General features: G+C 69.1%; 24 protein-coding genes and 3 pseudogenes. 15 read left to right on the top strand and 12 right to left on the bottom strand.

Annotated features, from left to right (window positions below):
• Positions 1 to 60: 60 nt before the first annotated feature.
• The 4 genes and pseudogenes from BMG07_RS15515 to BMG07_RS15505 all read right to left on the bottom strand — a co-directional run bounded on the left by BMG07_RS15515 (position 61) and on the right by BMG07_RS15505 (position 5,224).
• A complete protein-coding gene (locus tag BMG07_RS15515; RefSeq protein ID WP_198085328.1) occupies positions 61 to 2,463 on the bottom strand; it encodes a penicillin-binding protein 1A in 2,403 nt (800 codons plus the stop codon).
• Between the two features lie 13 nt (positions 2,464 to 2,476).
• Positions 2,477 to 3,669, bottom strand: a pseudogene (locus BMG07_RS15510) (glycoside hydrolase family 3 N-terminal domain-containing protein).
• A gap of 95 nt (positions 3,670 to 3,764) precedes the next feature.
• Complete coding sequence (locus BMG07_RS42230; RefSeq protein ID WP_307866977.1) at positions 3,765 to 4,271, bottom strand: inner membrane CreD family protein; 507 nt, start codon at positions 4,269 to 4,271, stop codon at positions 3,765 to 3,767.
• Entirely contained in the window at positions 4,235 to 5,224 is a 990-nt protein-coding gene (locus BMG07_RS15505; RefSeq protein ID WP_269759013.1) for an inner membrane CreD family protein, read from the bottom strand. Before BMG07_RS15505 ends, BMG07_RS42230 begins: the two co-directional genes overlap by 37 nt.
• Positions 5,225 to 5,427: 203 nt before the next feature.
• On the opposite strand from BMG07_RS15505, the pseudogene BMG07_RS15500 reads away from it, so the two are divergent.
• The 6 genes and pseudogenes from BMG07_RS15500 to BMG07_RS15480 all read left to right on the top strand — a co-directional run bounded on the left by BMG07_RS15500 (position 5,428) and on the right by BMG07_RS15480 (position 11,039).
• Positions 5,428 to 7,487 (top strand): annotated as a pseudogene (locus tag BMG07_RS15500) (VIT domain-containing protein).
• A gap of 218 nt (positions 7,488 to 7,705) precedes the next feature.
• Complete coding sequence (xrtQ, locus tag BMG07_RS15495) at positions 7,706 to 8,434, top strand: exosortase Q (RefSeq protein WP_269759012.1); 729 nt, start codon at positions 7,706 to 7,708, stop codon at positions 8,432 to 8,434.
• Positions 8,415 to 8,990: a hypothetical protein gene (locus BMG07_RS15490; RefSeq protein WP_198085327.1), complete on the top strand. Its 576-nt coding sequence runs from the start codon at positions 8,415 to 8,417 to the stop codon at positions 8,988 to 8,990. Before xrtQ ends, BMG07_RS15490 begins: the two co-directional genes overlap by 20 nt.
• Before the next feature lie 11 nt (positions 8,991 to 9,001).
• Positions 9,002 to 9,880, top strand: a complete 879-nt coding sequence (locus tag BMG07_RS44105) for a hypothetical protein (RefSeq protein ID WP_307866976.1) — start codon at positions 9,002 to 9,004, stop codon at positions 9,878 to 9,880.
• Positions 9,877 to 10,266: a transglycosylase domain-containing protein gene (locus BMG07_RS44100; RefSeq protein WP_307866975.1), complete on the top strand. Its 390-nt coding sequence runs from the start codon at positions 9,877 to 9,879 to the stop codon at positions 10,264 to 10,266. The genes BMG07_RS44105 and BMG07_RS44100 overlap by 4 nt, the downstream gene beginning before the upstream one ends.
• 5 nt (positions 10,267 to 10,271) lie before the next feature.
• Positions 10,272 to 11,039, top strand: coding sequence for a GNAT family N-acetyltransferase (locus BMG07_RS15480; RefSeq protein ID WP_198085326.1), 768 nt, complete (start codon positions 10,272 to 10,274; stop codon positions 11,037 to 11,039).
• Between the two features lie 37 nt (positions 11,040 to 11,076).
• On the opposite strand, the gene BMG07_RS15475 is transcribed toward BMG07_RS15480, so the two are convergent.
• Complete coding sequence (locus BMG07_RS15475; RefSeq protein WP_198085325.1) at positions 11,077 to 11,724, bottom strand: TetR/AcrR family transcriptional regulator; 648 nt, start codon at positions 11,722 to 11,724, stop codon at positions 11,077 to 11,079.
• A 126-nt stretch (positions 11,725 to 11,850) separates the two neighbouring features.
• On the opposite strand from BMG07_RS15475, the gene BMG07_RS15470 reads away from it, so the two are divergent.
• The 3 genes from BMG07_RS15470 (at position 11,851) to BMG07_RS15460 (ending at position 14,920) form a co-directional block, all read left to right on the top strand.
• Positions 11,851 to 13,269 (top strand): carotenoid oxygenase family protein, encoded by a 1,419-nt coding sequence (locus tag BMG07_RS15470; RefSeq protein ID WP_198085324.1) that lies wholly within the window; start codon positions 11,851 to 11,853, stop codon positions 13,267 to 13,269.
• Positions 13,270 to 13,315: 46 nt separating this feature from the next.
• Positions 13,316 to 14,215: a pirin family protein gene (locus tag BMG07_RS15465; RefSeq protein WP_198085323.1), complete on the top strand. Its 900-nt coding sequence runs from the start codon at positions 13,316 to 13,318 to the stop codon at positions 14,213 to 14,215.
• Between the two features lie 138 nt (positions 14,216 to 14,353).
• Entirely contained in the window at positions 14,354 to 14,920 is a 567-nt protein-coding gene (locus BMG07_RS15460) for a Spy/CpxP family protein refolding chaperone (RefSeq protein ID WP_198085322.1), read from the top strand.
• Positions 14,921 to 15,007: 87 nt separating this feature from the next.
• Here BMG07_RS15460 and BMG07_RS15455 read toward each other — a convergent pair whose 3' ends face one another.
• Entirely contained in the window at positions 15,008 to 15,436 is a 429-nt protein-coding gene (locus tag BMG07_RS15455) for a serine/threonine protein kinase (protein ID WP_198085321.1), read from the bottom strand.
• A 230-nt stretch (positions 15,437 to 15,666) separates the two neighbouring features.
• Between BMG07_RS15455 and BMG07_RS15450 the strand changes: the two genes are divergently transcribed.
• From BMG07_RS15450 to BMG07_RS15435, 4 genes and pseudogenes are all read left to right on the top strand, one after another.
• Positions 15,667 to 16,449 (top strand): endonuclease/exonuclease/phosphatase family protein, encoded by a 783-nt coding sequence (locus tag BMG07_RS15450; protein WP_198085320.1) that lies wholly within the window; start codon positions 15,667 to 15,669, stop codon positions 16,447 to 16,449.
• Positions 16,450 to 16,460: 11 nt separating this feature from the next.
• Positions 16,461 to 17,728 (top strand): annotated as a pseudogene (gene clsB, locus BMG07_RS15445) (cardiolipin synthase ClsB).
• Between the two features lie 12 nt (positions 17,729 to 17,740).
• A complete protein-coding gene (locus BMG07_RS15440) occupies positions 17,741 to 18,730 on the top strand; it encodes a lysylphosphatidylglycerol synthase domain-containing protein (RefSeq protein ID WP_198085318.1) in 990 nt (329 codons plus the stop codon).
• A gap of 103 nt (positions 18,731 to 18,833) precedes the next feature.
• Entirely contained in the window at positions 18,834 to 19,337 is a 504-nt protein-coding gene (locus BMG07_RS15435; protein WP_198085317.1) for a polyhydroxyalkanoate granule-associated phasin, read from the top strand.
• Between the two features lie 30 nt (positions 19,338 to 19,367).
• On the opposite strand, the gene BMG07_RS15430 is transcribed toward BMG07_RS15435, so the two are convergent.
• From BMG07_RS15430 to BMG07_RS15420, 3 genes are all read right to left on the bottom strand, one after another.
• The gene (locus BMG07_RS15430) at positions 19,368 to 20,615 is read right to left on the bottom strand and encodes a metallophosphoesterase (protein ID WP_198085316.1); all 1,248 of its coding nucleotides are present in this window, start codon (positions 20,613 to 20,615) and stop codon (positions 19,368 to 19,370) included.
• A gap of 133 nt (positions 20,616 to 20,748) precedes the next feature.
• Positions 20,749 to 21,237: a hypothetical protein gene (locus tag BMG07_RS15425; protein ID WP_198085315.1), complete on the bottom strand. Its 489-nt coding sequence runs from the start codon at positions 21,235 to 21,237 to the stop codon at positions 20,749 to 20,751.
• 125 nt (positions 21,238 to 21,362) lie between these two features.
• Complete coding sequence (locus BMG07_RS15420; RefSeq protein ID WP_198085314.1) at positions 21,363 to 21,884, bottom strand: hypothetical protein; 522 nt, start codon at positions 21,882 to 21,884, stop codon at positions 21,363 to 21,365.
• A gap of 311 nt (positions 21,885 to 22,195) precedes the next feature.
• Between BMG07_RS15420 and BMG07_RS15415 the strand changes: the two genes are divergently transcribed.
• On the top strand, positions 22,196 to 22,453 hold the full coding sequence (locus BMG07_RS15415; protein WP_198085313.1) for a hypothetical protein: 258 nt from the start codon (positions 22,196 to 22,198) through the stop codon (positions 22,451 to 22,453).
• 53 nt (positions 22,454 to 22,506) lie between these two features.
• Positions 22,507 to 23,178: a hypothetical protein gene (locus tag BMG07_RS15410; RefSeq protein WP_198085312.1), complete on the top strand. Its 672-nt coding sequence runs from the start codon at positions 22,507 to 22,509 to the stop codon at positions 23,176 to 23,178.
• A gap of 3 nt (positions 23,179 to 23,181) precedes the next feature.
• On the opposite strand, the gene BMG07_RS44910 is transcribed toward BMG07_RS15410, so the two are convergent.
• The 3 genes from BMG07_RS44910 to BMG07_RS15395 are packed head-to-tail and all read right to left on the bottom strand — an operon-like array spanning position 23,182 to position 25,450.
• Positions 23,182 to 23,706, bottom strand: a complete 525-nt coding sequence (locus tag BMG07_RS44910) for an AAA family ATPase (RefSeq protein WP_198085311.1) — start codon at positions 23,704 to 23,706, stop codon at positions 23,182 to 23,184.
• Positions 23,688 to 25,073 carry an AAA family ATPase gene (locus BMG07_RS44905; RefSeq protein ID WP_198085310.1) on the bottom strand — a complete coding sequence of 462 codons (1,386 nt, stop codon included), beginning with the start codon at positions 25,071 to 25,073 and terminating at the stop codon, positions 23,688 to 23,690. The genes BMG07_RS44910 and BMG07_RS44905 overlap by 19 nt, the downstream gene beginning before the upstream one ends.
• Complete coding sequence (locus tag BMG07_RS15395) at positions 25,067 to 25,450, bottom strand: hypothetical protein (protein ID WP_198085309.1); 384 nt, start codon at positions 25,448 to 25,450, stop codon at positions 25,067 to 25,069. The genes BMG07_RS44905 and BMG07_RS15395 overlap by 7 nt, the downstream gene beginning before the upstream one ends.
• Positions 25,451 to 25,472 lie beyond the last annotated feature (22 nt).

Below are 25,472 nucleotides of genomic sequence, written 5' to 3'. Positions count from 1 at the left end.
GGCGGGAAGCAGCACCGAGTGTAGGCACCGCCATCCCGCCGTGTTTTTCGGGCTTGCGCGTCAGCGGAAGAAGTCCAGGATCTTGTTGCGCTCTTCGGGCGGCGGCGGTGCGCCGATGGGCGCGCCCGTGAGTTCTTCCGCGGGCGGCGGCGGCGTGTCGGTGCTGTCCAGGCCCAGGCTCGCCACGTTGTGGCCCGGCGTGAAGTCGTCGAAGTACAGCTCGCCGTCGATGCGCGCCACGCCCGGCGGCTCGGCCGGCTGCGTCACGGGCACGCCTTGCAGCGCGGTCTGCATGTAGCCGGTCCAGATCGGCAGGCTCAGGCTGCCGCCGGTTTCGCCGCGCACGCCGAGCTGGCGCGGCGTGTCGTAGCCGACCCAGGCCACGCCGACCATGGTCGGCTGGAAGCCCGCGAACCAGGTGTCGAAGGAGTCGTTGGTGGTGCCGGTCTTGCCGTAGAGGTCGTCGCGCTTCAGTGCCTGGTAGGCCTTGAAGCCGGTGCCGTTGCGCACCACGCTCTGCAGCAGCGAACTCATGATGAAGGCGTTGCGCTGCGGGATGGCGCGGCGCGATTCGTCGAGCACGGGCGGCTCGGTTTCCATCAGGACCTTGTCTTTCATGTCGGTCACGCGCGTCACCAGGTACGGGTTGACGCGGTAGCCGCCGTTGGCGAACACCGAGTAGCCCACCGCCATCTGCATCGGCGTGACCGAGCCGGCGCCCAGGCCCATCGGCAGGTTGGCGGGCTGCTTGTCCTTGTCGAAGCCGAACTTGGTGACCCAGTCTTGCGCGTACGGCGCGCCGATCGACTGCAGCACGCGCAGCGTCACCAGGTTCTTCGACTTCATGAGCGCGGTGCGCAGCGGCATCGGGCCTTCGTAGGTGCCTTCGAAGTTCTTCGGCTCCCAGGGCTGGCCGCCGTTTTCGGAAGGGTCGAAGTGCAGCGGCGCATCGTTCACGATGGTCGAGGGCGCGAAGCCTTTTTCCAGCGCGGCCGAATAGATGAAGGGCTTGAAGCTCGAGCCCGGCTGGCGCCAGGCCTGCGTCACGTGGTTGAACTTGTTCTTGCCGAAATCGAAACCGCCGACCAGCGCCTTGATGGCGCCGGTGCGCGGGTCCATGCCGACGAAGGCCGCTTCGACCTCGGGCAGCTGCGTGATCTCCCAGGTGTTCTTGGGCGTCCGCGCCACGCGGATCACCGCGCCGCGGCGGATCTTGATGTTCGGCGGTGCCTTGGCGGCCAGGCCCGACTGCGCGGGCTTCAGCCCTTCGCCGGTGATCTGGATGGTTTCGCCGTTGGCGCGCACGGCGCTGATTTCCTTCGGGTTGGCATCGAGCACCACGGCCGCGATCACGTCGCCGTTGTCGGGGTGTTCGGCCAGCGCGTCGTCCACGGCCTCGTCGACTTCCTTCTGATCGGTCGGCAGGTCGACGAACTTCTCGGGGCCGCGATAGGCCTGGCGGCGCTCGTAGTCCATGATGCCCTTGCGCAGCGACTTGTAGGCCGCCGCCTGGTCGGCCGCGACCAGCGAGGTGTAGACCTTCAGGCCGCTGGTGTAGATGCTGTCGCCGTATTGCGCGTACATCATCTGGCGCACGGTTTCGGCCACGTACTCGGCATGCAGGCGGTTCGGGTCGGCGGCATCGCGCAGGTGCAGCTCTTCCTTCTTCGCAGCGGCCGCCTGGTCGGCGGTGATGAAGCCGGTTTCCTGCATGCGGTCGATCACGTAGAGCTGCCGTGCCCGCGCGCGGCGCGGGTTGGCCACGGGGTTGTTCGCGCCCGGCGCCTTGGGCAGGCCGGCCAGCATCGCGGCTTCGGCGATGGTCACGTTCTGCAGCGGCTTGCCGAAGTAGGTTTCGGCGGCGGCGGCAAAACCGTAGGCCCGGTTGCCCAGGTAGATCTGGTTCAGGTAGATCTCCAGGATCTGGTCCTTGGTGAGCTGCTGCTCGAGCCGCAGCGCCAGCAAAATTTCGGAGGTCTTGCGGCTCAGCGTGCGCTCCGACGTGAGGTACACGTTGCGCGCCACCTGCATCGTGATGGTCGAGGCGCCCTGCTTGCGCCCGCCCTTCAGGCTGGCCACGGCCGCGCGCACAAAGCCCTTGTAGTCGACACCGCCGTGGTCGTAGAAGCGCGCGTCTTCCACGGCCAGCACCGCGTCTTTCATGACCTTCGGAATGTTGGCGAAGGGCGTGAGGTTGCGGCGCTCTTCACCGAACTCGCCAATCATCTGGCCTTCGGCCGAATACACGCGCAGCGGCAGCTTGGGGCGGTAGTCGGCCAGCGCCGACACGTCGGGCAGCTTCGGGTAGATGGCGACCACGGCCACGATGGCGGCAACCAGCACCACCAGCGCGCCGGAGCCCACCGCAATGCCGCCCCACGTGGCGACGCGCTTCCAGCGGCGGTTCGGATCGGCCGGCCTCGCGCCGTCGTCGTTGGGTGGGGTGCTTGAGCGTTTGAACATAGGAATTGACTGGCTAGCGAAAAGATTGGAGCCGCCGCGCGCTGCCGTGTTCCGGCAACGGGAGATCGGGTGCGCCGCGCTGCGCGGCCTGCAGCGCGCAGTGCATGGCGTCGAAGTACTTGTCGTGGTCGTAGGCGATCAGCAACAGATCCACGCCGGCGCCGAGGGCGCGGACAGTGGCGTCGCAAAGACCGCGGTTGTAGGCCGCGCCCATCGTGAGGTCGTCTGTGACGAGCAGGCCCTGGTAGCCCCACTCGCCCCGAATCACACGCTGCACGATTTTGCGTGAGAAAGAGACCGGATGTTCCGCGTCGAGTTCCGCAAGGATCACATGGCCCAGCATGATGGCTGCGTCAGATTGTTTCGACACTTCTTGAAATGGTTTCCAGTCATGTGTTGCAAGCCGGGCGCCGGTGTATGCAGCACGGCGGCGAAATGATGCGTGTCCTCGGTCACGCCGGCCAGGCCGGGAAAGTGCTTGAGCGTGCCGCGCACGCCAGCAGATTCAAGGCCTCGCTCGTAAGCGAGCGCCACCTGCGCGGTGACGGCGGGGTCGGCCGAGATGGCGCGTTCGTCGATGCGGGTGTGAAAGTCCCAGCGGCCCGGCGCGCGGCCGGGGCGCAAGTCGACCACGGGGCTGAAATTGAGCGTGATGCCCAGGGCCGCAAGCGCTCTGCCCTGTTGCGCGCCATAGGCGCGGGCGCGTTGCGACAGTTCCTGGTCGGGCACGTCGGCATCGAGCAAGGTGGCGAGCGCGGGCTGGCGTTCGACCAGCGGCGAGAGCCGCGAGACCGCGCCGCCTTCCTGGTCGGTCGCGACCACGAGCGGCGGCAGGCCGGCTTCGCGGCGCAGCGCCTGCAGGCCTGCGATTTCGTCGCGCAGCGCGGCGGCGGTGCGGCCTTTCACATTACGGCCGGTCACGAAAATGCCGCCGATCAGGCCCTTGCGCACCAGGTCACGCAACTGTGCCGCGTCGTCGTAGCCGACGATGAAGCGCGCGCCGAGTGCCTGCGCCACGGGGCCCGACGCGGCTTCGACATCGGCCCGGTGCTGGCGCGAAGCGGCCTCGTTGCACAGCGCCGTGAGCAACGAAGCGAACGCCAGCCCCAGCGCCACCGGCCGCAGCCTGCCGCGCGCCAGCCGCCATGCAACGGCAATGCCGAAAGCCGATGCCCCCAGCAGCACGGGCAGCTCCCATGCGCGCATGAAAAGCAGGTGCGGGTCTTTCAGGTGCCAGGCCCAGAACCACAGCGCGGCCAGGGCGAGCCAGCCCAGCGCGGTGGCAATGGCCCGCAACGTTGTCATGCGGCCGTCGCCGTGCCCGTGGCGGCCACCGGTGCGGCGTCGGTGCGGCGCGACAGCGCATACCAGTCGACCTTGCGCGTGACGAGCATCAGCGTGGCCAGCATGCCGAAGATCAGCAGCGCGCCCAGCAGCAGCGCATTGCTTTCGGAAGCCAGCAGCCCGTAGAGCGCGCCGTACAGCAGCGCGACGAAGCCGCCGAACGACGCCCCGCGCCGCCAGCCACCCAGCACCGCGCTGAAGTACACGGCGAGCAGGCCGACGCTGGCCGTGGCGGCACCCGCATACGCCATCCAGAACGCGAACTTTTCCGACAGCGCCAGCAGCAGCAGGAAGAACAGCGCAATCGACAGGCCCACCAGCCCGTACTGGATCGGGTGCAGGCGCAGCTTGCGGAACAGCTCGAACATGAAGGCCGCCATCAGCACCAGGCCGATGAAGAGTGCGCCGTACTTGCCGGCGCGCGTGCTCATCGAATAGACGTTGATCGGCTGCGCGAGCGACACGTCGAAGGTCTGCAGCGCGCCGACGTTGCGGCGCGAGGTGGGCGCCGCCCCGTCGGCGGCGTTGCCGCCGCGCCCCGACAAGCCGGCGCGCACCTGCTCGCGCGCGAGGTCACGAGCGAGGACACGCGCCAGTGCGCGTCGAAGCCCTGCGGCGTCACGCTGCGCTCGGCCGCCAGAAAGCGGCCGCCGAAGCTGGGGTGCGCCCAGGGCGAGCGCAGGTGCGCGGTCGTTTCCTCGGCAATGGGCGCGATGGCCAGCGTGTCCTGCCCGACGAGGCCGAGCTTCATGTCGAACGCGACCGGCGCATTGGCTTGCCATGCGCTCAGCGCGGCGCCGGTGAGCGGCGCGTGGATGCCGTCGGCGAACCAGGCGTCGTCGGCGATGCCCGGCACACGCTGCTTGAAGCGCAGCGCCTCGCCGCTCATGGTCATCGCGGGCGAGCCGTCGAGGCCGCGCAGGTCGCTCACGTTGAAGGCGATGAACGGCACCTTGAATTCGATCTTCGAATCGGTCTCGCTGTGCGGCACGGCTTTCGCGTCGAACGCGGCGAAGCCGCCGGTGAGCGCGGCGTTCAGCGTGTAGAACGGGATCTTGAAGATGCCGCGATAGCGCTCCTGCGGCGCCATCGTGCCTTCGATGTGCAGCTTGTCGGGGAACACCACGTGGGCCAGTTCCTTGCTGCGCGGCTCCTGGCCGATGACCTTGCCCTGCGCGTCGCGCAGCGGCTCCATCCAGCGTTCGACATACGGCACCAGCAGCAGCGGGCCGACCATGGTCTGCGGGCCGGCGTAGGTGGCGGCCAGCTCGTCGGCCGCTTCGCGCTGGCTCTGTCCGCGTGCGCGGTTGATCGAATCGATCTCGGCGAGCGGAATGCACAGCAGCAACAACAGAAAGAACAGGCCGGCCACCTTGGCCAGTACCGAACTCTGCAGGGCCTTCAACAACTGAAGCATGTTTTTTTCTCCTCGTCTGTAGCGAAGCCGCGATGCTCTTCGCGCGACCCGAAGGTTGTATGAAGCGGTCCGGCGTTCGACTTCACACAGACTTCACACAGCGGCGTATCGGTGTCTTTCGACTTCAAGGAGGCTTCCAACTGGCTTCTCGCGCGGTGTCGACATTCAGGTCCATGCAAGTTCGCACTGACAAGGACACCGCCATGAACGCCTCCACCACTCCACGCCCGGGCCGCTGGCTCTGGCTCGCCACCGTGAGCCTGGCGACCGCGGGCTTCGTCGCATTGGGCGTGCGCCCGCTGCATGCGCAGGAAATGCCCGCCGGCCCGCGCCTGAAGACCGAGAGCCCGTACTTCTTCGTCAAGAGCGACGACCCCTCGGTCGACCGGCTGCCGCTCAAGGGCACCGAGGTGGCCGTGAAGATTTCGGGCGTGATCGCCGACGTGACGGTCACGCAGACGTATCGCAACGAGGGCCAGCGCGCCATCGAGGCGAAGTATGTTTTTCCGGGCTCGACCAAGGCGGCGGTGAGCGGCCTCAACGTGCGGTTGGCCGACCGGCTCATCACCGCGCAGATCCGCGAGAAGCAGCAGGCGCAGATCGAATACGACACCGCCAAGAAAGAAGGCAAGACCGCCGCGCTGCTCGAGCAGCACCTGCCCAACGTGTTCCAGATGAACGTCGCCAACATCATGCCGGGCGAGACGTGAAGGTGGAGCTGCGCTACACCGAGCTGCTGGTGCCGCAGTCGGGCAACTACGAGTTCGTGTTCCCGACCGTGGTGGGCCCGCGCTACAACAGCCCGCAGTCCGCCAACGCGCAAGCCCAATGGGTGGCGCAGCCCACGCTGGCCGCGGGCGTGGCACCCGGCACCAGCTTCAAGCTCAAGGCCACCATCGACACGCCGATGGGCCTGAAGGAAATCCGCTCGACCACGCACACCATCGACGTGAAGAAGAGCGACGAAGACCAGCACGCCGACATCGTGCTCACGGCCGACGGCCGCCCGCTGGACAACCGCGACTTCGTGCTCGACTACCGCCTGGCCGGTGAAAAGATCGAGTCGGGCCTGATGCTCTACAAGGGCCAGGGAGAGAACGCCGAGAACTTCTTCCTCGCCATGGTCGAGCCCCCGAAGGCCGTGGCCGCCAGCGCGATTTCGCCGCGCGACTACATCTTCGTGGTCGACATCTCGGGCTCGATGCACGGCTTTCCGCTCGACACCGCGAAGACGGTGCTCGAGCGCCTGATCGGCGGCCTGCGCCCGAGCGACACCTTCAACGTGCTGCTGTTCTCGGGCAGCAACAAGATGCTGTCGCCCCGGTCGGTGCCGGCCACGCGCGCCAACATCCAGCAGGCGCTGGCCACCATCCAGAACTACAGCGGCAGCGGCAGCACCGAACTCATTCCGGCGCTCAAGCGCGTGTACGCCGAGCCGAAGGAAGAGAACGTGTCGCGCACCGTGGTGGTGGTGACCGACGGCTACGTGACGGTGGAGCGCGAGGCTTTCGATCTGGTGCGCAACAACCTGTCGAAGGCCAATGTGTTCGCCTTCGGCATCGGCTCGTCGGTGAACCGCAGCCTGATGGAAGGCATTGCGCGCGCCGGCATGGGCGAGCCCTTCATCATCACCGACCCGATCCAGGCGCCCGAGCAGGCCGCGCGCTTTCGCCGCATGGTGGAGTCGCCGGTGCTCACGAACGTGAAGGCCACCTTCGGCGGGCTCGACGTGTACGACGTGGAACCACAGGCGCTGCCCGACGTGCTGGGCGAACGCCCGGTGATCGTGTTCGGCAAGTGGCGCGGCGAAGCGAAAGGCCGCGTGATCATCGAGGGCCGCAGCGCCAGCGGCCCCTATCGCCAGGAAGTGCGCATCGACGATCGCACCCGCCAGGACACGGCCGCGCTGCGCACGCTGTGGGCACGCCACCGCATCCAGAGCCTGAGCGACCAGGAAACGCTGGAGGGCACCACCGCCTTCAAGGAACGCATCACCGAGCTGGGCCTGAAGTACAGCCTGCTCACCCAGTACACGAGCTTCATTGCCGTCGACAAGGTGGTGCGCAACGTGGCGCCGCAGAACAGCGTGGACGTGAACCAGCCGCTGCCCCTGCCGCAAGGCGTGAGCGAGCTGGCGCTCGGCGCCGAGGTGCCCAGCACGCCCGAACCCGAATCGCTGGGCGCCATCGCCGTCGTGCTGTCGATGCTGGCCATGCTGCGCCGCCGCGCGCGCCGCAACGACGCGCGCCGTTTCACCGCCTGAACCCGAAGAAAGAAAAGAATGTCTCTGGCAGCACTCGCCCATCGCCATCCGCGCATCGTGGACTGGGGCATCCACATCGACCGCACGCCGGCCGCCGGCTGGCTCGGCCTGCAGTTCGTCGCGCTGATGCCGACCTGGGTCTGGATGGTCCAGCGCATGCGCGACGGCTCCGACGATCCGATGGGCCTGCTGGCGCTGGTCGCCCTGGCCGCGCTCACATGGAGCCGCCGGCGCGAGCTGCGCGCCTCGCCCCGGCTGGGCTGGCTCGCGCTGGCGGGTGCCGGCACCGTGCTCGCGACCTTGCTGCGCACGGGGCTCGGCTTCCTGCCCGCGCTGCCGCCGCTGGCCGCCGGCCTGGTGGCCGTGCTGGCGCTGGCCTGCGGGCTGCTGGCTTCCTGCCGCGCCGCGTGGCCACCTTGCCGGTGGCCGGGCTCGCGGTGCTGGCGTTGCCGCTGCTGTCGTCGCTGCAGTTCTATGCCGGTTATCCGCTGCGCGTGGTCACGGCCGAGGCCAGCCGCTGGCTGCTCGCGCCGGGCTTCGACGTGGCGCGCGAGGGCACCAGCCTGATGGTCGACGGCCGCCTCGTGATCGTCGACGCGCCCTGCTCCGGCGTGCAGATGGTCTGGCTGGGCTACTTCACGGCCTGCGCCGTCGCGCTGTGGGCGCGCCGCAGCGACCGGGCCTTTTTGCGCCGCCTGCCGATGGTCGGCCTGCTGGTGCTGGCCGGGAACATCGTGCGCAACAGCGTGCTGATCGCTTTCGAGGGCGCCGGCCACCCGCTGGCGGCCTGGGCGCACAACGCGCTGGGCCTGGTGGTGCTGGCCGTGGTGTGCGCGGCCATCGCCCGTCTCATGGTGCCGGAGCGCGTCGCGCCCGAACCCGCCGAACAACCCATTCCGGGCCTGATCACCACGCAAGGAGGCCGCCATGTCGACACCGTTCTTTGAACGCTGGTTCGCGAACCATTTCATCAACCGCATCGGCCACAAGTCGGCGTTCGCGCTGGCGATGCTGCTGTGCATGTTCTGGTCGGCCGGCGCCGCGCTGCGCGCGCCTTCCGACACCGCGGCCATGGCCTCGGCCGTGTCGCACGAATGGCCCAGCCAGTGGGACGGCATGCCGCTGCGCCCGCTGGCGCTGAGCGAAGTGGAGCAGCGCTTTGCCGACAACTTTCCGGGCGCCATCGGCCGCATGACCGACGGCACGCAGACGCTGGTGATGCGCGAGGTGAAGCAGCCCACGCGCATGCTGCACCCGGCGGTGGACTGCTACCGCGCGCTGGGCTATCGCATCGAGCAGGCGCGGCTGGAACATGACGCGCAGGAGCGTTTGTGGCGCTGTTTTGTTGCGCAACGGCACGGTGCGCAAAAAATCCGTGTTTGCGAGCGCATCGTCGACGCCCGGGGCACGGCTTTCACAGACACTTCAAGCTGGTACTGGGCAGCCGCCAGCGGCCAGTCGCATGGGCCGTGGCAAGCTGTCACCGTGGCAAGACCGATCTGAGAAACGAGCCTGTGAAGAAGACCCTGCGAATTGTGCTTTTCAGCCTGATGGCCCTTGTCATCACGGCATGTGTTGCTATCTTTTTGATAGTCAAGCTGGCGCTTGCGCCGGCGGCCGGCGAATGGAGCACCACGGTGAAGGCCGGCCCGCTGAATTTCGAGATCGGTGTGCCCACGGCGGTGCGCGTGGCCACTTCGCCATGGTTTGCGCCGTACCTGAACGGCCGTTCGCTCGACACCCGCTTCGGCACCGTGCGTTTCGCGTGGAAACCGGCCGGCGACTTGCTCGAGATGCAATGCGCCCCCTGCAGCGCCGAGGTGCCGGCGCTCGGCACCCAGCCGATCCGGGTCGAACGCCTGGTCGCCACCGTGAAGCGCGACGGCAACACCCTCAACGGTACTTTCGAGGCCACGCCCGACAACGCCGACGCGACCCGGCTGCAAGGCCATTGGGAAGGCAAGCTCGCGCCCAGGAATCTGCAGCTCAGCGCCAACGTGCAGGACGCGCCCATCGCCCGTTGGTACGCGGTGCTGGTGCCCACGCTGCCTGAGTTGCGCGGCGCGCGCATCGGCGGCACGCTGGCGCTGCACGGCCAACTGCTGTTGCCCGAGGCCACCTTCGCGGTGCAGCCGACCATCAGCCAGTTCACGGTCGAGGGGCTGGGCACCGAGGCCATGCTCAATGCGCGCACCAGCTGCGGCCCGTCGGCCAGGCTCACCAACGACAGCTGGCTGGCGCGCGCAGTGGTCGCGGCCGAAGACCAGCGCTTCTTCACGCACGCCGGCTACGACCTGACCGAAATCCTCGCGTCGATCGACAACAACCAGAAGCCCGGCCAGGTCCGCGCGGCGGCAGCACGCTCACGCAGCAGCTGGCCAAGCTGCTGGTGACGGGCAGCGACCGCACGGCCGAACGCAAGCTGCGCGAGATGCTCTACGCCGTCGAAATGGAGCAGACGCTGGGCAAGGCCCGCATCCTGCAGCTGTACCTGGACAACGCGCCCTGGGGCGGCACCATCTGCGGCGCCGAGGCCGCGGCGCGGCGCTACTTCAAGCGCAGCGCGCGCACGCTGGAACCCGCGCAGGCCGTGTGGCTCGCGGCCATGCTGCACAAGCCGCAGGCCGTGCTCGAACAATGGCGGCGCGACGGCCACATCGACGCCGACCGCACCAAGTGGGTCGCCGAAAGCATCCGCGGCATTTCCCGGGCCCAGCGCGAAGCGCTGCTCAAGGGCGTGGCCGCGGCCAAATTCACGGCGCCCGAAGCCATGCAATGAAGCTCATGCACACGATCACAGAGACCGACATCGAAGCCATCGAGCGCGCCACGGTCGCGGCGGTTTCGCCCGACCTGACCGAAGAGCTCGACGGCTGGCTGCTGCCTTTTGCCGAAGGCACCGTCAAGCGCGCCAAGTCCGCCGTGCCGCTGCATCGCGCCGCGGTCGACCCCGGCACCATCGACCGCATCGAGGACCGCTGCGACAGCCGCCAGGTGGTGCCCGTGCTGCGGCTGGCCGACGCGGACTGCTTCGACAGCCTGCGCGCGGAACTGGAGCGGCGGCACTACGTGGGCGACAGCCCGACGCTGGTGCAGGTCGGCTCGACCCCGCGCATGCTGCGGGTGGCCGAGGGCGGCGGCGCGCCGGCCGATGTCGACACCACGCCCGACGACGCCTGGGCCGGGCTGTTCCTCGGCGAAGGCTTCGACCCGGTGGACGGCGCGCACCGCGTGCGCACGCTGGCCCGCGCCAAGGGCACGCTGTTTGCCAGCGTGCGCGAAGGCGGGCGCACCGTGGCGGCCGGCGCAATGGCGTTCGGCCATGGCTGGTGCAGCGTGCACGGCATGCGGACCGACCTGGCGCAGCGCGGCCGTGGGCTTGCGGGGCGCGTGCTGGCGGGGCTGGCGCAGGCGGCCATGTCGCGCGGCTTCGAGCGGGTGTTCCTGCAGGTCGATGCGGCCAATCCGCCGGCGCTCGCGCTGTACCGGCGCGCGGGTTTCGAGACCCACTGGCAATACCGCTACTGGCAGCGCCAGCAGTGGCCGCGCTGAGCGGCTCGCAGGCGCCAAGAGGTCAACAAGATCGAGGCTAGGGCGCCGGCGGCGCGTCGAAGCCGAAGCGCACGTCCCGCAGCGCCTTGTCGACCAGGTCGATGGGGCTGTCGACATCGGGCGTGACCTGCAGGATGCCGCCCAGCCGCTGGTCGATCAGCAGAATCGCCAGCCCGTGCACGTAGCCCCAAGCGGCCGTGATCCGCATCGCCTCGGCGCTGCCCAGCGAGACCGGCGCATCGCCCATCGTCTCGTTCCTCGCGCCGATGATCGCGGCCATCACGCGCATCGCCTCGCGGGAGGCGTTCGACAGCGCGGGGCGCTGCATGTCGATCATCTCGTTGCGGAACATCAGGCCGAACATGGCCGGGTTGTCGTGCGCGAAGTGCACGTACGCATGCGCGATGGCGCCGCGGCGCTCGCGCGCGTCGGCGCTCCGGGCGGCCGCGTCGCGCATGGCGTCGCTCAGGCGCCGGTAGCCCACCGCCGCCAGCTCGCTCACCAGCCCCGTCGTGTCGCCGAAGTGGTGCTTGGGCGCGGTGTGCGACACCCCCGCTTCGCGCGCGATCGCCCGCAGGCCCAGCCCCGGAATGCCGTCGCGCAACAGCACCGTCTCGGCCGCGGCCAGCAGGGCTTCGGGCAGCGAACCGTGGTGATAGCGCTTGGGCGGGGTGTCGGTGGTCATCGGGAAAGGGCGGCGGGAGGCCAAAAATCTTACCACTGGAAAAATCTCTTGACTTCGACACCGGGCTCGAAGATATTTCCACTGGAAAGATAACCAACGACACCCGCCGAACCCCAGGAGCCCCCGATGAACGACGCCATTCCCCGCAATGCCCCGCCGCCCAACATGGGGCCGATCGGTTTCGAGACGGAGGTCGGCCCGCTGCCGCTGAAAGGCACGCTGCCCGCCGGCCTGCGCGGCACGCTGGTGCGCAACGGTCCCAACCCGGTGGTGCCCGATGTGAAGGCGCACTGGTTCTCGGGCGACGGCATGCTGCACGCGTTCAGCATCGGCGACGGCCAGGTGCGCTACCGCAACCGCTGGGTGCGCACCCAGCGCTGGCGCGCGGGCACCGAGGGGCGCGACCTCTCGGGCGGCTTCCAGATCGCCTTCACGAGCGAGGAACGCGAGCACCTGAAGGACGACGGCTCCGCCAACACCAACGTCATCGGCCATGCCGGCCGCATGCTCGCGCTGGAAGAGGCGCACCTGCCGGTCGAGATGGCGCTGCCCGCGCTCGACACGCTGGGCGCCACCGATTTCAGCGGCGGCCTGCAAGGCAGCTTCACCGCGCACCCCAAGACCGACCCGAAGACGGGCGAGCTGCTGTTTTTCGGCTACGGCACGCCCGCGCCGCTGTCGAACGGCATGAGCTTCGGCGTGATGTCGCCCGATGGCCGCGTCACGCGCTTCGAGCGCTTCGAGGCGCCCTACGCCAGCATGGTCCACGACTTCATGGTGACCGAGCGCCACGTGATGTTCCCGATCATGCCGCTCACCGCCAGCATGGAACGCGCGCAGAGCGGCCGCCCGCCCTACGCCTGGGAGCCCGAGTACGGCACCCGCGTCGGCCTGATGCCGCGCGGCGGCGGCACGGGCGACATCGTCTGGTGGACCGGCCCGGCCTGCTACGTCTTCCATTGCATGAACGCGTGGGAAGCCGACGGCAGCCTGTTCGCCGACGTGGTTCAGTTCCCCACGCCGCCGCTGTTTCCCAGGCCCGACGGCTCGCCCGTGAGCGACAAGCCGCCCATCAGCCGCCTCGTGCGCTGGCAGTTCGATCTGTCGAACCCCGCGCATGAGTTCACGCAGACGCCGCTGGAGGAAATTCCGGGCGAGTTCCCGCGCATCGACGAGCGTCGGGCCGGCCTGCCCTACCGCCACGGCTGGTACGTGTGCCGGGGTGTGTCGCAGCCCGGCGAACCGCCGCGCCTGTACGCGGGGCTCGTGCACATCGACCACACCACGCCGCACCGCGACATCTACCAGTTTCCCGCGCCCGACGTGGTGTCCGAAGGCGTGTTCGTGCCGCGCTCGGCCGATGCGGAAGAAGGCGACGGCTGGCTGTTGGCCACCGTGTGGCGCGGCGCCACCGACACCAGCGACCTCGTGGTGTTCGACGCGCGCGCGCTCGCGGCGGGTCCGGTGTGCGTGGCCTCGCTGCCGCACCGCGTGCCGGTCGGCTTTCATGGCAACTGGTTCGCCGGAATTCAAGCCGCCGGCTGACAGCGCGCGGGTGGCGCCGGGGGCGCGTTAGTGCCACCATGGCCCCATGACCAACGCCAACCACCACGCCAACCACCCCACCGATCCCGTCGCCACGCCGCGCGGCATCGACCACATCGTGGCCGGTGTTTCCACCAGCGACGGGGACGGCGTCAAACTCACCCGCGTGCTGCAGCAGCCGCTGCAGAAGCGGCTCGACCCGTACCTGATGCTCGACGCTTTCGGCAGCGACAACCCGGGCGACTACATCGGCGGCTTTCCCAACCACCCGCACCGCGGCTTCGAAACGGTCACGTACATGATCGCGGGCCGCATGCGCCACCGCGACAGCGCCGGCCACGAAGGCCTGCTCGAGAACGGCGGCGTGCAATGGATGACCGCCGGCCGCGGCCTCGTGCACAGCGAACTGCCCGAGCAGGAAGAAGGCCTGATGGAGGGCTTCCAGCTGTGGCTCAACCTGCCCGCCAAAGACAAGATGCGCGAGCCCTGGTATCGCGACATCCAGAACGAGGAGATTCCCGAGTTCACCACCACCGGCGGCGCGCACGTGCGGGTGATCGCCGGTGCGAGCCACGGCATCGAAGGCGCGGTGCGGCGCGAACACACCGAGCCCCTGTACCTGGACATCACGCTGCCGCCCGGCGCCGAGTTCGCGCAGCCGCTGCCGGACGACCACAACGCGCTGGTCTACGTGTTCCGCGAATCGCTGTGGATCGCCGGCAGCGAGATCCCGACGCGCCGCATGGCCATCCTGGCCAACGACGCGGGCAGCGACGGCGTGGTGCTGCGCGCCGGCGCGACCAACCACAGCCCGGCGCGCGCGCTGCTGATCGCGGGCAAGCCCCTGCACGAACCCATCGCGCAATACGGCCCCTTCGTGATGAACACGCAGGAGCAGATCAAGCAGGCCGTGCACGACTTCCAGAACGGCAAGCTCGGCGGGTAAGGCAAAGGGCCGTGGGGACGATTCATGATTCTTTACGCAAGCTCACGCTGGGCTAACGGGCGCGATACAGAGGTCTTCCACACTTCGTCTCACCTGCTGCCCATCGGCGGCGGGCTTCTTCGAAAGGAAGCACTTCTCATGATTTCTCTTCGCCAACGCATCGTCTGGGCCAGCCTGCTGGGTTCGGCCGCCCTCGCCTCTTCGGGCGCCTTCGCTCAAGCGCCGGCCGCCTCCGCCCCAGCCGCTCCCGCCGCCGCGGTGGCCCAGGCCGACGGCGCTGCCGCCCCCAAGGCGCAGCACAAGCGCGCGGATCCGGCCCAGCGCATGGCGCGCATGCAGGAGCACCGCGCCAAGCGCATGGCCGCGCTCAAGGACAAGCTCAAGCTGACATCGGCCCAGGAAGGCGCATGGAGCACCTTCACCACCGCGACGCAACCGCCCGCCGGCCCGCGTCCGCGCATGGACCGCGCCGAGTTCGCCAAGCTGACCACGCCGGAACGCCTGGAGCGCATGCAGACCCGCCAGGCCGAGCGCAGCGCCATGTTCGCCAAGCGCGCCGACGCCACGAAGACCTTCTACGCCACGCTCTCGCCTGACCAGCAGAAGACCTTCGACACCGAGACCGCGCACTTCGGCGGCCATCGCTGGCACCGTGGCGGCCCCGACGGCCACCATGGTGGCCCGGCACCCGCCACCAAGAGCTGACCGACCGGTCGCGGCTCCTCGAAAAAGCCCGCAGCGCGAAAGCGTTGCGGGCTTTTTTCATGCCGGCGCCAGGTGGGTGCGTGCCGGCTACTTCGGCGTGCCGGTCTTGTCGGTCGGGTTGGTCACCACGTCCGGGCGCTCACCCTTCTGGCCGAACTGCGGCTTGACCTTGCGGCCGGTCTGGCTGACCTCGGCGCGCGACATCTCGCCGGTCGGCCGCGGCATGGCGTTGGGTTGGTGGTTGACGGTGGTCGTGGCCTCGCCCTTGGGCACCATGCTGTTGGCGTTGTTGCGGTTCTGCGCGCGGGCCTCGGCCTTCACCGACTCGCGCGACGCGGGCATCGAGTTGTCAGGCCGCTGCGGCGGGTTGGCCACGCCGGCCGGCGTCATCGTGCTGGCCTCGCCGCCGACCGACGGGTCGGGCTGCGCGGGAATGGACGTGGTCTGGGCCGAGGCGATGGCCGCCGTGCCCAGCAGCGCGGCGAGAACCGCAGCGTGAAAAGTGGTCTGCTTCATGGTGTCTTGCTCCTTGTGGCTTGTCTCGGTATCGAGGGATGGTCGAGGGATGAAAACGCGGGCTGCTTTCTCCAAGCCCTGAAATCACCGTAGGAGTCCCCAAAAAGGTGCCGTGTGGGGGTGCGGCAGGCCTGCCTGTAGGAGCCCGCCGCCCGAGCGCGAAGGGGTCGCGAGAAGGTGGCGCGTTCCTACAGTCGGCGTGGGCGGGGCAACGTACAACCCGTCTACCGATGTCTTCTTCTCCTGTTTCCGCCGCCGCCGCCGCGCCGACCTCGCTGAAGGTCATGACCGTGAACACCCACAAGGGCTTCACGGCGCTGAACCGCAAGTTCATCCTGCCGGAACTGCGCGATGCCGTGCGCACGGTGGGCGCCGACGTGGTGTTCCTGCAGGAGGTGCTGGGCACCCATTCGCGCCACTCGCGCCGCGTGAGCAACTGGCCCGAGGCGCCGCACTACGAATTCCTGGCCGACACCATGTGGCCGCAGTTCGCCTACGGGCGCAACGCGGTGTATCCCAAGGGGCACCACGGCAACGCGGTGCTCTCGAAATTTCCCATCGTGCATTTCCGCAATCACGACGTGTCGGTAAGCGGTCCCGAGAAGCGCGGCCTGCTGCATTGCGTGCTGCGGCTGCCGGCCCGCGTGGTCGACGTGCACGTGATTTGCGCGCACCTGGGCCTGGCCGAGGCGCACCGCCAGCAGCAGCTCGAACTGCTGTGCCACATCGTGCGCGACGAAGTGCCGGCGGACGCGCCGCTGATCGTGGCGGGCGACTTCAACGACTGGCGCGGCCTTGCGCACGACGTGCTCGAAAAAGGCGCTTCGCTGCGCGAGGTGTTCGTGCACGCCAACGGCCGCGCGGCCAAGACGTTTCCGGCGCGCTTTCCGGTGCTGCCGCTGGACCGCATCTACGTGCGCAACGCCGGCGTGCATGCGCCCGTGGTGCTGCCGCGCCGGCCATGGTCGCATCTGTCGGACCACGCCCCGCTGGTGGCGGACATCGACCTGTGAGCGCCTCGGCCATGAACAACAACAACCACTGGATCGGCGGCAACCGCGTGGAGCTGCTGGAGAACGGCGAGGAGTTCTTTCCGCGCGTGTTCGAGGCCATTCGCACGGCCGAGCGCGAAGCCATCATCGAGACCTTCATCCTGTTCGAGGACAAGGTCGGCCTGCAGCTGCACGCGGCCATGCGCGAGGCGGCGCTGCGCGGCGTCAAGGTCGACCTGATGATCGACGGCTTCGGCTCGCCCGACCTGTCGCGCGAGTTCATCGAGGGGCTGACGTCGGCGGGCGTCAAGGTGCGCGTGTTCGACCCCGGCCAGCGCTTCCTGGGCAAGCGGCTCAACGTGTTCCGCCGCATGCACCGCAAGATCGTGGTGATCGACGGTGAGCGCGCGTTCGTGGGCGGCATCAACTATTCGGCGGACCACCTGCTCGACTTCGGGCCCAAGGCCAAGCAGGACTATGCGGTGGAGCTGCACGGGCCGATCGTGGCCGAGATCCACCAGTTCGTGCTGCGCGCCATCGCGCTGGGCGGCAAGGGCGCGGGCTGGTTCCGGCGCCGGCTCAGGCAGGTGCCGCACGCGACGCGCGAGGCGGCCGGCGAGGCCGACGCGATGTTCGTCACGCGCGACAACCGGCGCCACACCAACGACATCGAGCAGCAGTACCGCGCCGCCATTCGCGCGGCGCGCGAGCGCATCGTGATCGCCAACGCGTATTTCTTTCCGGGCTACCGGCTCATCAAGGAGCTACGGCGCGCGGCGCGGCGCGGGGTCGACGTGCGGCTGATCCTGCAGGGCGAGCCCGACATGCCGATCGTCAAGACCGCCGCGAGCATGCTGTACCACCACCTGCTGCACGCGGGCGTGCGCATCTACGAATACTGCGACCGCCCGCTGCACGGCAAGGTCGCGCTGATGGACGACCAATGGAGCACCGTGGGCTCGAGCAACCTCGACCCGCTGAGCCTGTCGCTCAACCTGGAGTCGAACGTGATCGTGCGCGACACGGCGTTCAACAACGTGCTGTGGGAGCGCATGGACCGCCTGATGCAGCACAGCTGCAAGCAGATAGCCACCGCCGACCTCGCGAGCGAATGGAGCGGCTGGCGGCTGGTGCGCAGCTTCTTCGTGTTCCACATCCTGCGCTGGTATCCGGCCCTGCTCGGCCGTTGCCGCGCCATGTGCCGCGCCTCACGCCGGCCGAGGCCACCGAGCTCGCGAGCCGGCGCGACACCGGCACCAGCCAGCCGACCGGCGGCGCCACGCAGACGGAAGCCGCCTGAGCCGGGGCGGCAATGAGCGCGATGGCCCTCTCCCGCCAGTCCTGGTGGCCCTGGGCCCGCCGCGCGGCGGTGTGGGGCTTCTTCGCGCTGATTGCGTGGCTGCTGGTGCGGCAGGCGCGCACCGTCGACTGGGACGAGGTGCTCGACGCGATTCGCGCGCTGCCCGCCACCACGCTGCTCGCGGCGGGCGCGCTGGTGGCTTGCAGCTTCGCGCTCTACAGCACGTATGACCTGCTGGGCCGGCATCTCACGCGGCACCGGCTGGGCACCGGCACGGTGATGGGCGTGACCTTCATCAGCTACGCCTTCAACCTCAACCTGGGCTCGCTGGTGGGCGGCGTGGCGTTTCGCTACCGGCTCTATTCGCGGCTCGGGCTGGGCAACGAGACCATCACGCGCGTGCTGGGCTTCAGCATGCTCACCAACTGGGTCGGCTACCTGCTGGTGGCGGGCGTGGCCTTCTGCTTCTGGCCGCTGGCGCTGCCGCCGGGCTGGAAGATCGGCAACGAGGGGCTGCGCATCCTGGGCGCGGTGCTGTGGATGGTGGCGCTGGCCTATGTGCTGCTGTGCGCCGTTGCCAAGGGGCGTGTGTGGCGCGTGCGCGGCCACGCGTTCAGGACGCCGGGGCTCGCGATGGCGCTGCTGCAGCTGGCGATGTCGTGCGCCAACTGGTCGCTGATCGGAGGCGTGATCTGGTTCTTGCTGCAGGGCGCGGTCGGCTATCCGCACGTGCTGGCGGTGCTGCTGGTGGCGGCGGTGGCCGGCGTGATCACGCACGTGCCCGCGGGGCTCGGCGTGCTCGAGGCGGTGTTCGTGGCGCTGCTCGCGCACCAGGTGCCGGAAGCCACGCTGCTGGGCGCGCTGCTGGCGTACCGGGGCCTGTATTACCTGCTGCCGCTGGTGGTGGCGACGCTGGGCTACCTGCTCACGGAAGTGCGCGCCAGGCGGCTGCGCGCGGGTACGGCCCGGCACGTAGTTTCCACATCGAAAAGTAGGACTTGATCGACAAAATACAGGCTTCAATTTGTTGCACTGCAGCAATTGCAACCGGCCAGGCCTATAGTGGTCCGACCTCCTCCAAGCGCGTCCTCGCGCACTCCCCATCATGTCGTCGTCATCTTCCATCGCCGCCCCTGGTCTGGCCCATCCGCTCACGCAGTGGATCGACCTGGCGCTCAAGACCCAGGAGATGCTGCTGTCCTCCGGCTCCGTGATCCGCATGCGCACCGAGCGCATCGCCAAGGCCGGGCTCGCGCCCAGCGCGGACGACCTCGCGGAGTTCCAGCTCATGGGCCACGAGAAGCTCGCGGCCGCGAGCGAGTCGGGCATGGCGATGGCCAGGCAGTGGCACAGCACGCACCTCTCGCTGGCCGGCCGGGTGTTGCAGCAGTGGGTGCAGGGCACGACGGCGTTCTTCCTGCTGGCCGGCAGCGTCACGCCGACACAGGCCGCGGCGCACGGCGACGCGCTGGCGCAGTCGGCCGCGGGCACGGTGAGCGCGGCGAGCCAGCTGTCGGGCCTGGCGGTGCACATCGCGCGCGAAGGCCTGGCGCCCATCCACGCGGCCGCCACGTCGAACGCGCGGCGCCTGGCCGACCTCGAGGCCTGATAAAAAAGCCGCGCTGGGCTTGCAGGGCCCTCAGGCCTTGGCCGGCACCAGCGTCAGCAGCGTGATTTCGGAGGGCGCGCCAAAACGCTTCGGCGGGCCCCAATAGCCGGTGCCCCGGCTCACATAGACCCACATGTCGTGCAGGCGGTGCAGCCCCGCCGTGAACGGCTGCTGCATCGGCACGAACAGGTTCCACGGAAAGAACTGGCCGCCATGCGTGTGGCCCGACAGCTGCAGCTGGTAGCCGGCGGCCGCCGCCAGCGGCGCGCTGCGCGGCTGGTGCGCCAGCAGCACGCGCGTGTGCACCAGCGGCGGCGCGTCGTACAGCGCCAGGTGCGGGTCGCTGGCGTGGGCTGCGTCGAAATGGCCCGCGGTGAAGTCGGTCACGCCGGCCAGCACCAGCGCGCTTTCGAACAGCTCTTCGTCGGTCTGCGCGCCGCGCACGTTGCGCGTCTGCAGCACCACGTGCTCGTTCAGCAGCACCTTCATGCCCAGGCGGCGCAACTCGTCGATCCAGGCGTGCGCGCCCGCGTAGTACTCGTGGTTGCCGGTGACGACGAAAGTGCCGTGCCGCGCGCGCAGCCCGGCCAGCGGCGCGATGTGCTCGCGCAGCTCGGGCACGCTGCCGTCCACCAGGTCGCCGGTGATGGCGATGGTGTCGGCGCCCAGCCCGTTGACCGCGTCGACGATGCGCTGGATGTAGCCGCTCTTGATGGTCGGCCCCACATGGATGTCGCTGAGCTGCGCGATCGTGAAGCCCTCCAGCGCCTGCGGCAGCCCGCGGATCGGCACTTCCACCCGCTTCACGCCCGCCGTGCGCCGCGCGTTGAGAAAACCGATCGCCGAGGTGGCCGTGGCCATGGCCAGCACCGCCAGCGCGGTCCAGGGGCGCAGCGTGCCCCACGGCACCTGCAGCCCGCCCAGCGCGCTGGCCAGCCATGCGAGCAGCAGGCCCGCGTCGCGCGCCAGCGTCAGCACGAACACCGACGAGAACCAGCCCATGCTGATCAGCCCGACCCACTTGAGCACTTCGCCCGTCGAAGCATTGCGCTCGATGCGGCGAGACAGGAAAGGCAGGGGAATGGTGACCGCCGACACCGCCAGCGCAAGCAGCGCCAACGGCCACGCGGGCGTGAGCACGGCCAGCGCGGGCAGCAGGCGCAGCGCAATGTAGACGTGCAGCAGCGCGGTCAGCGCGCTCAGGGGACGGATCGGCATCGGGGCAATGGGATCGGGCACTGCCCGGGATACACCATCTGCAAGGCGCATGCCGCGCATTCAAGGCACCCGAAGGCGCGCAAGCCGCTATTTTTTCTATAGCGTCGGCGCCCGGATAGCGGGCGTTGTAGGCCCGACCGTCGCCCGAAAATCGGCGCCGGCGGCATGCGGTGCCGGCGCCCACTTTCGCGGGTTACTGCACCGCGCGCGTGCCGGCCGAAGCCATGTCGGTGCCCGCCGGCCAGACGAAGGTCGCCTTGGCGGACGCGCCCTGCGGCACGCGCAGCTGCTGCTTCAGCACCTGGCTGCCCAGACGGGCCTCGACCTCGTAGTTGCCTGGGTCGAGCCGGGCCACCATGAACGGGCCGCCCGACACCACGTTGTCCAGCAGCGCGACGCCGCTGCTGTCGCGCACCGTCACATGCACGTTGGCCGCGAACTCGGCGCCCTTGTGGTCCTTGATCGCGAACTCGAAGCTCGCGGGCCAGCGGGGCAACACCGTTTCCATCAGCTGGGCTTCGTCGCTGCCGATGCCGCCGCTCATGTACTCGACGCCGTGCGTCATGTAGATCGGCGGGTTCACCGCGGCCTGCGCCGACGAGAACGCGCCGAGCAGCACGGCACCGCACAGCAGCGCGGCCGCCAGGGGCCGCATGCGCGAGGGTGAAAAGCGGGAAGTCATGGTCTGGGTCCTTTCCTGATCGTCGTGGCGAGTAGCCACCGCGCCACTTTGCGGGGCGCGACTTAGGAAAGGCTGACCGAAGCGCGCGCCGCCATGCGCGCGTGCGCTTCTTTTCTTCTTTTTTATCAGCGGGTGTTCGAGGCGGTCTGCGCCAGCGCCTGCGGCAGCGGCGGCGTGACCGAGGCCATGTCGAAGTTCGACGGCCACACGAACGAGGCACGCGCCGGCACGCCGGCGATCACCACCAGCGACTGCGTGAGCGTCAGGCCGCCCAGCGTCACGTTCACGTCGTAGGCGCCAGGATTCAGGCGCGCCAGCATGTAGGGCGCCTGTGTCTGCACGCTCATGATCGGCTGGCCGGTGTACTTCTGGCGCACCTCGATCGAGGCCTTGGCCGGGAAGCCGGGCTGCTGCGCGCCCTTGCCGTCGCTCACGCCGAATTCGATGGTCGCGGCCCAGCGGGGCGACACCATTTCCATGAAGGCGGCCTCGTCCTTGGCGGAGCCGCCCGACATGTATTCGATGCCCTGCGCCACCTGGATGGGCGGATTCGAGAACGCATGGGCCGAAGTCACGGCCCCGAGGAGTGCTGCTGCGCCGCCCAATACCAGCACGGCCACGGGCCGGCGGAAACGCTTAGGGTTCATTGCTGTGTGGTCCTCGATCTTGCGTAACGTGAAATCCGACGAGGATTTTGCTTAGCAAGAGTCGGGCTAGATATAGCGTTTACGAGGAACGATCCTCGCTCGAAAGGTGAATGCTATTGTTTTCATAGCTGGTGACGCCCGTGTGACGGCCACGCAAGCCACATTTGCTAACAGACTCCACGGAAACCCTGATCCGGCCTGTCGGGGCGCGTTTTGGTGGCGGATTCCGCACGGGTGCATGGCCCAGGCCTACAGCGGTGCATCGCGCGGAGGGCTAAGAAGGGCTGAACTACGGAAAAGGAGCTTCGGCCATGACCATCGAATCGACGATCAACGAGTTCAAGCGCGTGGACGCCCAGCGGGCGGACTACCCCGGTGAGCACCTCGTGGTGCTGGGCGCAGGCGTGTTGCTGCTGCTGGCGGCGGGACGCAGCCGGTCGTTTCTGGCGCGCATCGCGGCGGGGGCCGCGGGCGGTGCGCTGATCGGGCGGGCGGCGAGCGGGACGGGTGGGGCCGCCAGGCTGGCGGGGGTGTTGCAGGCGGGGAACTGGGGGACGCCCCGGCGCTGAAGCGTCGCTCCGACACGAGCCCCCGGGGGGCGGGCCGTGGATACTGCGGCCTCATGAAGCCCGACGACGACCACGACCCGATGCGCGAACGCCGCGAGGCGATGAGTGCCTGGGAGCAAGGCCTGCGGCCCAAGCCGGAGCGGCATTGGTTGTTGTGGTTGGCCTTGGCTGTGCTGACGGTGTACCTGTTCTATCTGGGCGCGGAGTGGCTGTTGGGACAACAACGCGCCGCGCGGCCATCCGATGCGCCGATGGCGGCGCCGTCTTCACGCGGCGCGCCGCCTGCGCAGGTCGCCCGGCCCGCGCCCTCTCCGCTTCCGACATCGCCTGACGCGACCGGGCCAGACACCTTCGAGGTGACTAAGTGCCTGACCCCTTCCGGCAAAGCCGCCTATTCGGATGGCCCATGCCCCGAGGGATCGCGCGCCACCACGGTCCGCCTGCGGCGCGACGTGAACATCGCGGACGGCATGAGCGTGGAAGCACGAGAAGCATCGATACGGGACAACGCCGCCATCGCCGCGCAACAGCACCGGTACGAACGGCAAGTTGCGCAGAACGCCGTGGACGGCATGGCCGAGTGCGCCGGGCTGGCCGAACACATCAAGTGGATCGATGCCGTCGGGCGGCAGCCGCAAGGCGCGTATTCGCAGGACGACCTGCGCCAGGACCGGCAGCGCACGCGCGACCGGCAGTTCAGGCTGGGCTGCCCCCAGCAGCGCTGACGCTCAACCGCCGGCGGTTTTCGCCACGACCGCCCCGTCCAGCAGCAGCACGTCCAGGCAAGCCCCGTCGGCCACCGGCCCGAACATCGTGCGCGCCACCGCCGCCACCACGTGCTGCTCGACCGCGCGCTGCAGCGGCCGGGCGCCGTACTTCGGGCTGAACCCCCTGTCCGCCACGAACGCGATCACCTCGGGCGCGAACTTCAGGCGCACGCCCCGGCGCACCAGCCCTTCGCGCTGCGCGATCGCTTCCAGCTCCTGCACCGCGATGGCCTCGATGGCCGTGCGCGACAGCGGCGCGAACGGCACCACGCGGTCGATGCGGTTGAAGAACTCCGGCCGGAAGAACTGCCGGATGTCGTGCACCACGTTGTCCCCGCCCGCCGTTTCGCCGAACCCCAGCGACGCGCCGTGGCGCACGCCCAGGTTGGTGGTCATCACGATCACGGTGCTGCGAAAGTCCGTCAGGCGGCCGCGGCTGTCGCGCAGCCGGCCTTCGTCGAGCACCGTCAGCAGCAGGTCGAACACCGAGCGTCGGCCTTCTCGATCTCGTCGAGCAGCACGACCGAGAACGGCTGCTGCCGCACATGCTCCACCAGCTTGCCGGGCCGCGTGCCCGTGCCGATCAGCCGCGCGATCTGGAACGCGTGCTGGAACTCGCTCATGTCGATGCGGAACAGCGGGTCCGCGCCACCGCCCGCGCCGAAGAAGTAGCGCGCCAGCGCCTTGGCCGCCGCCGTCTTGCCGACACCGGTCGGGCCGGCGAAGAGCAGCGTGGCGATCGGCTTGGCGGGGTCGTTCAGCCCGGCCTTGAACAGGTAGACCACGTCCTTCAGATGGCCGATGGCCGCGTCCTGGCCGAACAGCGTCCGCGCGAAGAAGTCGTGCACCTGCGTGTCGTCCAGCGGCTGGTCGTCGCGCAGGAAGCTCTCGGGCAGGCCGGTGCTTTTCGCGAAATGCGCGATGGCCGCGGTCTCCGTCACCACGTCCGCCTGCGCGGCGATGGCCTCGCGCACGCAGTCGCCGAAGAAGCGCACGGCCTTGCCCGGGAAGCGGTCGTAGCGCACGTAGCGGTTCAGCAGCCGGTAGGCGGTGTCCAGCGCCGGCCGCTCGATGTCGATCGATAGCGCGTTCTTCGCATGGCCCGCGAACAGGTCGAGCACGCGGCGCGCGCGCATGCTGTCCATTTCGGGCAGGCGCAGGGTCTCGAAGCAGTCGATGAACCCCGGCAGCCGCTGTCGCGCGATCTCGAGCTCGCTGGGGTTGGCCTCGCCGACCAGGCGCAGCGTGCCGCGGCGCAGCGCCGGCAGCAGGTAGGCGGCCATCGAGTCCTCGGGGCTCTCGCCGCCGATCTGCAGCAGGTTCACGAAGTCGGTCACCCACAGCAGGCCGCTGGTCATGTCCAGCCATTCGACCGTGCGGTCGCACAGCGCCTGCCATTCGCCGAGGTACTTCGCGCGGCCGACGAGCCGCTCGGCATGGCTGCGCCAGAAGGTCGGCGGCGCGTCGCGCGCGGCGGTCAGGCGGTGCGCCTTGCGGATCGCCTCGAGGATCACCACGCTCTTGCCCACGCCGGGCTCGCCGACGAGCAGCAGGTTGCCGCCGCGCGCGAGCCGCGCCGCGATCTCGTCGACCAGCGCGCCCTGCTCCCACGCCACTTCCGGAAACACATGCAGGCCGCGGCGCGCGCCGGTCTCGGGCAGGCGGTCGGCCACGGCGTCGAGCTGCGTGCAGGCCTCGCGCAGGTGGCGCGGCACATGCTGCCGGTGCGTGGCCTTGTCGTCGCGCCGCACGTCGATCTGGTCGAGCCACGGCGCGGCGGGCATCAGGAAGCGCTGCGCGGCCTCGGGCGAAATGCCGTCGAGGCATTCGCGTGTGTAGTGCTCGATCAGCACCGGCAGCTGTGCGTCGTCGTAGTAGTAGAAGCTCTGGTCGAGCCAGGGCAGGTAGCACTTGGCGTAGCGTCTTCCTCGTTCTCGCCGAACACGGCGGCCACGTGGAAATCGGCGGCGCGGGGCACCGGAAAGCTGCCCTTGTCGGTGCGGTGCGCGAGGTTCACCGACACGTGCACGAGCTTGAGCCGCGCGTTGCCGATGTCGGGTTCGGGCACATAGCCGTCGCGCTCGCGTTCGCGCTGCAGGGTCTCGGCCAGCGCGGCCTTCACGCGGCGCGCGTTGCGCTCGATCACCTGGAAGTCGGTGCCGAGCAAGAGGCCGCAGACGGACGTGTCGTCGAGCTGCCAGCACACCAGGGGGTACGAAAGCGTGGCCATGCGGATGCGGGTCTTTTCTCGT

This window comes from Variovorax sp. E3 (genome assembly GCF_016082275.1).
In the GTDB taxonomy this organism is placed as follows: domain Bacteria; phylum Pseudomonadota; class Gammaproteobacteria; order Burkholderiales; family Burkholderiaceae_C; genus Variovorax.
Note: the sequence above shows the minus strand (reverse complement) of the source record. Positions and strands in the feature narration are given on the sequence as shown.

Bases quoted from the DNA above. Each gene is read 5' to 3' on its own strand.
- BMG07_RS15425 (WP_198085315.1), bottom strand. From the start codon at position 21,237: ATGACTTCCCGCTTTTCACCCTCGCGCATGCGGCCCCTGGCGGCCGCG.
- xrtQ (WP_269759012.1), top strand. From the start codon at position 7,706: ATGGAGCCGCCGGCGCGAGCTGCGCGCCTCGCCCCGGCTGGGCTGGCT.
- BMG07_RS15515 (WP_198085328.1), bottom strand. From the start codon at position 2,463: ATGTTCAAACGCTCAAGCACCCCACCCAACGACGACGGCGCGAGGCCG.
- BMG07_RS15470 (WP_198085324.1), top strand. From the start codon at position 11,851: ATGAACGACGCCATTCCCCGCAATGCCCCGCCGCCCAACATGGGGCCG.
- BMG07_RS15475 (WP_198085325.1), bottom strand. From the start codon at position 11,724: ATGACCACCGACACCCCGCCCAAGCGCTATCACCACGGTTCGCTGCCC.
- BMG07_RS15410 (WP_198085312.1), top strand. From the start codon at position 22,507: ATGAAGCCCGACGACGACCACGACCCGATGCGCGAACGCCGCGAGGCG.
- BMG07_RS15440 (WP_198085318.1), top strand. From the start codon at position 17,741: ATGAGCGCGATGGCCCTCTCCCGCCAGTCCTGGTGGCCCTGGGCCCGC.
- BMG07_RS15490 (WP_198085327.1), top strand. From the start codon at position 8,415: ATGTCGACACCGTTCTTTGAACGCTGGTTCGCGAACCATTTCATCAAC.
- BMG07_RS15480 (WP_198085326.1), top strand. From the start codon at position 10,272: ATGCACACGATCACAGAGACCGACATCGAAGCCATCGAGCGCGCCACG.
- BMG07_RS15505 (WP_269759013.1), bottom strand. From the start codon at position 5,224: ATGCTTCAGTTGTTGAAGGCCCTGCAGAGTTCGGTACTGGCCAAGGTG.
- BMG07_RS15450 (WP_198085320.1), top strand. From the start codon at position 15,667: ATGTCTTCTTCTCCTGTTTCCGCCGCCGCCGCCGCGCCGACCTCGCTG.
- BMG07_RS15395 (WP_198085309.1), bottom strand. From the start codon at position 25,450: ATGGCCACGCTTTCGTACCCCCTGGTGTGCTGGCAGCTCGACGACACG.
- BMG07_RS15465 (WP_198085323.1), top strand. From the start codon at position 13,316: ATGACCAACGCCAACCACCACGCCAACCACCCCACCGATCCCGTCGCC.
- BMG07_RS15430 (WP_198085316.1), bottom strand. From the start codon at position 20,615: ATGCGCGGCATGCGCCTTGCAGATGGTGTATCCCGGGCAGTGCCCGAT.
- BMG07_RS15415 (WP_198085313.1), top strand. From the start codon at position 22,196: ATGACCATCGAATCGACGATCAACGAGTTCAAGCGCGTGGACGCCCAG.
- BMG07_RS15455 (WP_198085321.1), bottom strand. From the start codon at position 15,436: ATGAAGCAGACCACTTTTCACGCTGCGGTTCTCGCCGCGCTGCTGGGC.
- BMG07_RS15420 (WP_198085314.1), bottom strand. From the start codon at position 21,884: ATGAACCCTAAGCGTTTCCGCCGGCCCGTGGCCGTGCTGGTATTGGGC.
- BMG07_RS15435 (WP_198085317.1), top strand. From the start codon at position 18,834: ATGTCGTCGTCATCTTCCATCGCCGCCCCTGGTCTGGCCCATCCGCTC.
- BMG07_RS15460 (WP_198085322.1), top strand. From the start codon at position 14,354: ATGATTTCTCTTCGCCAACGCATCGTCTGGGCCAGCCTGCTGGGTTCG.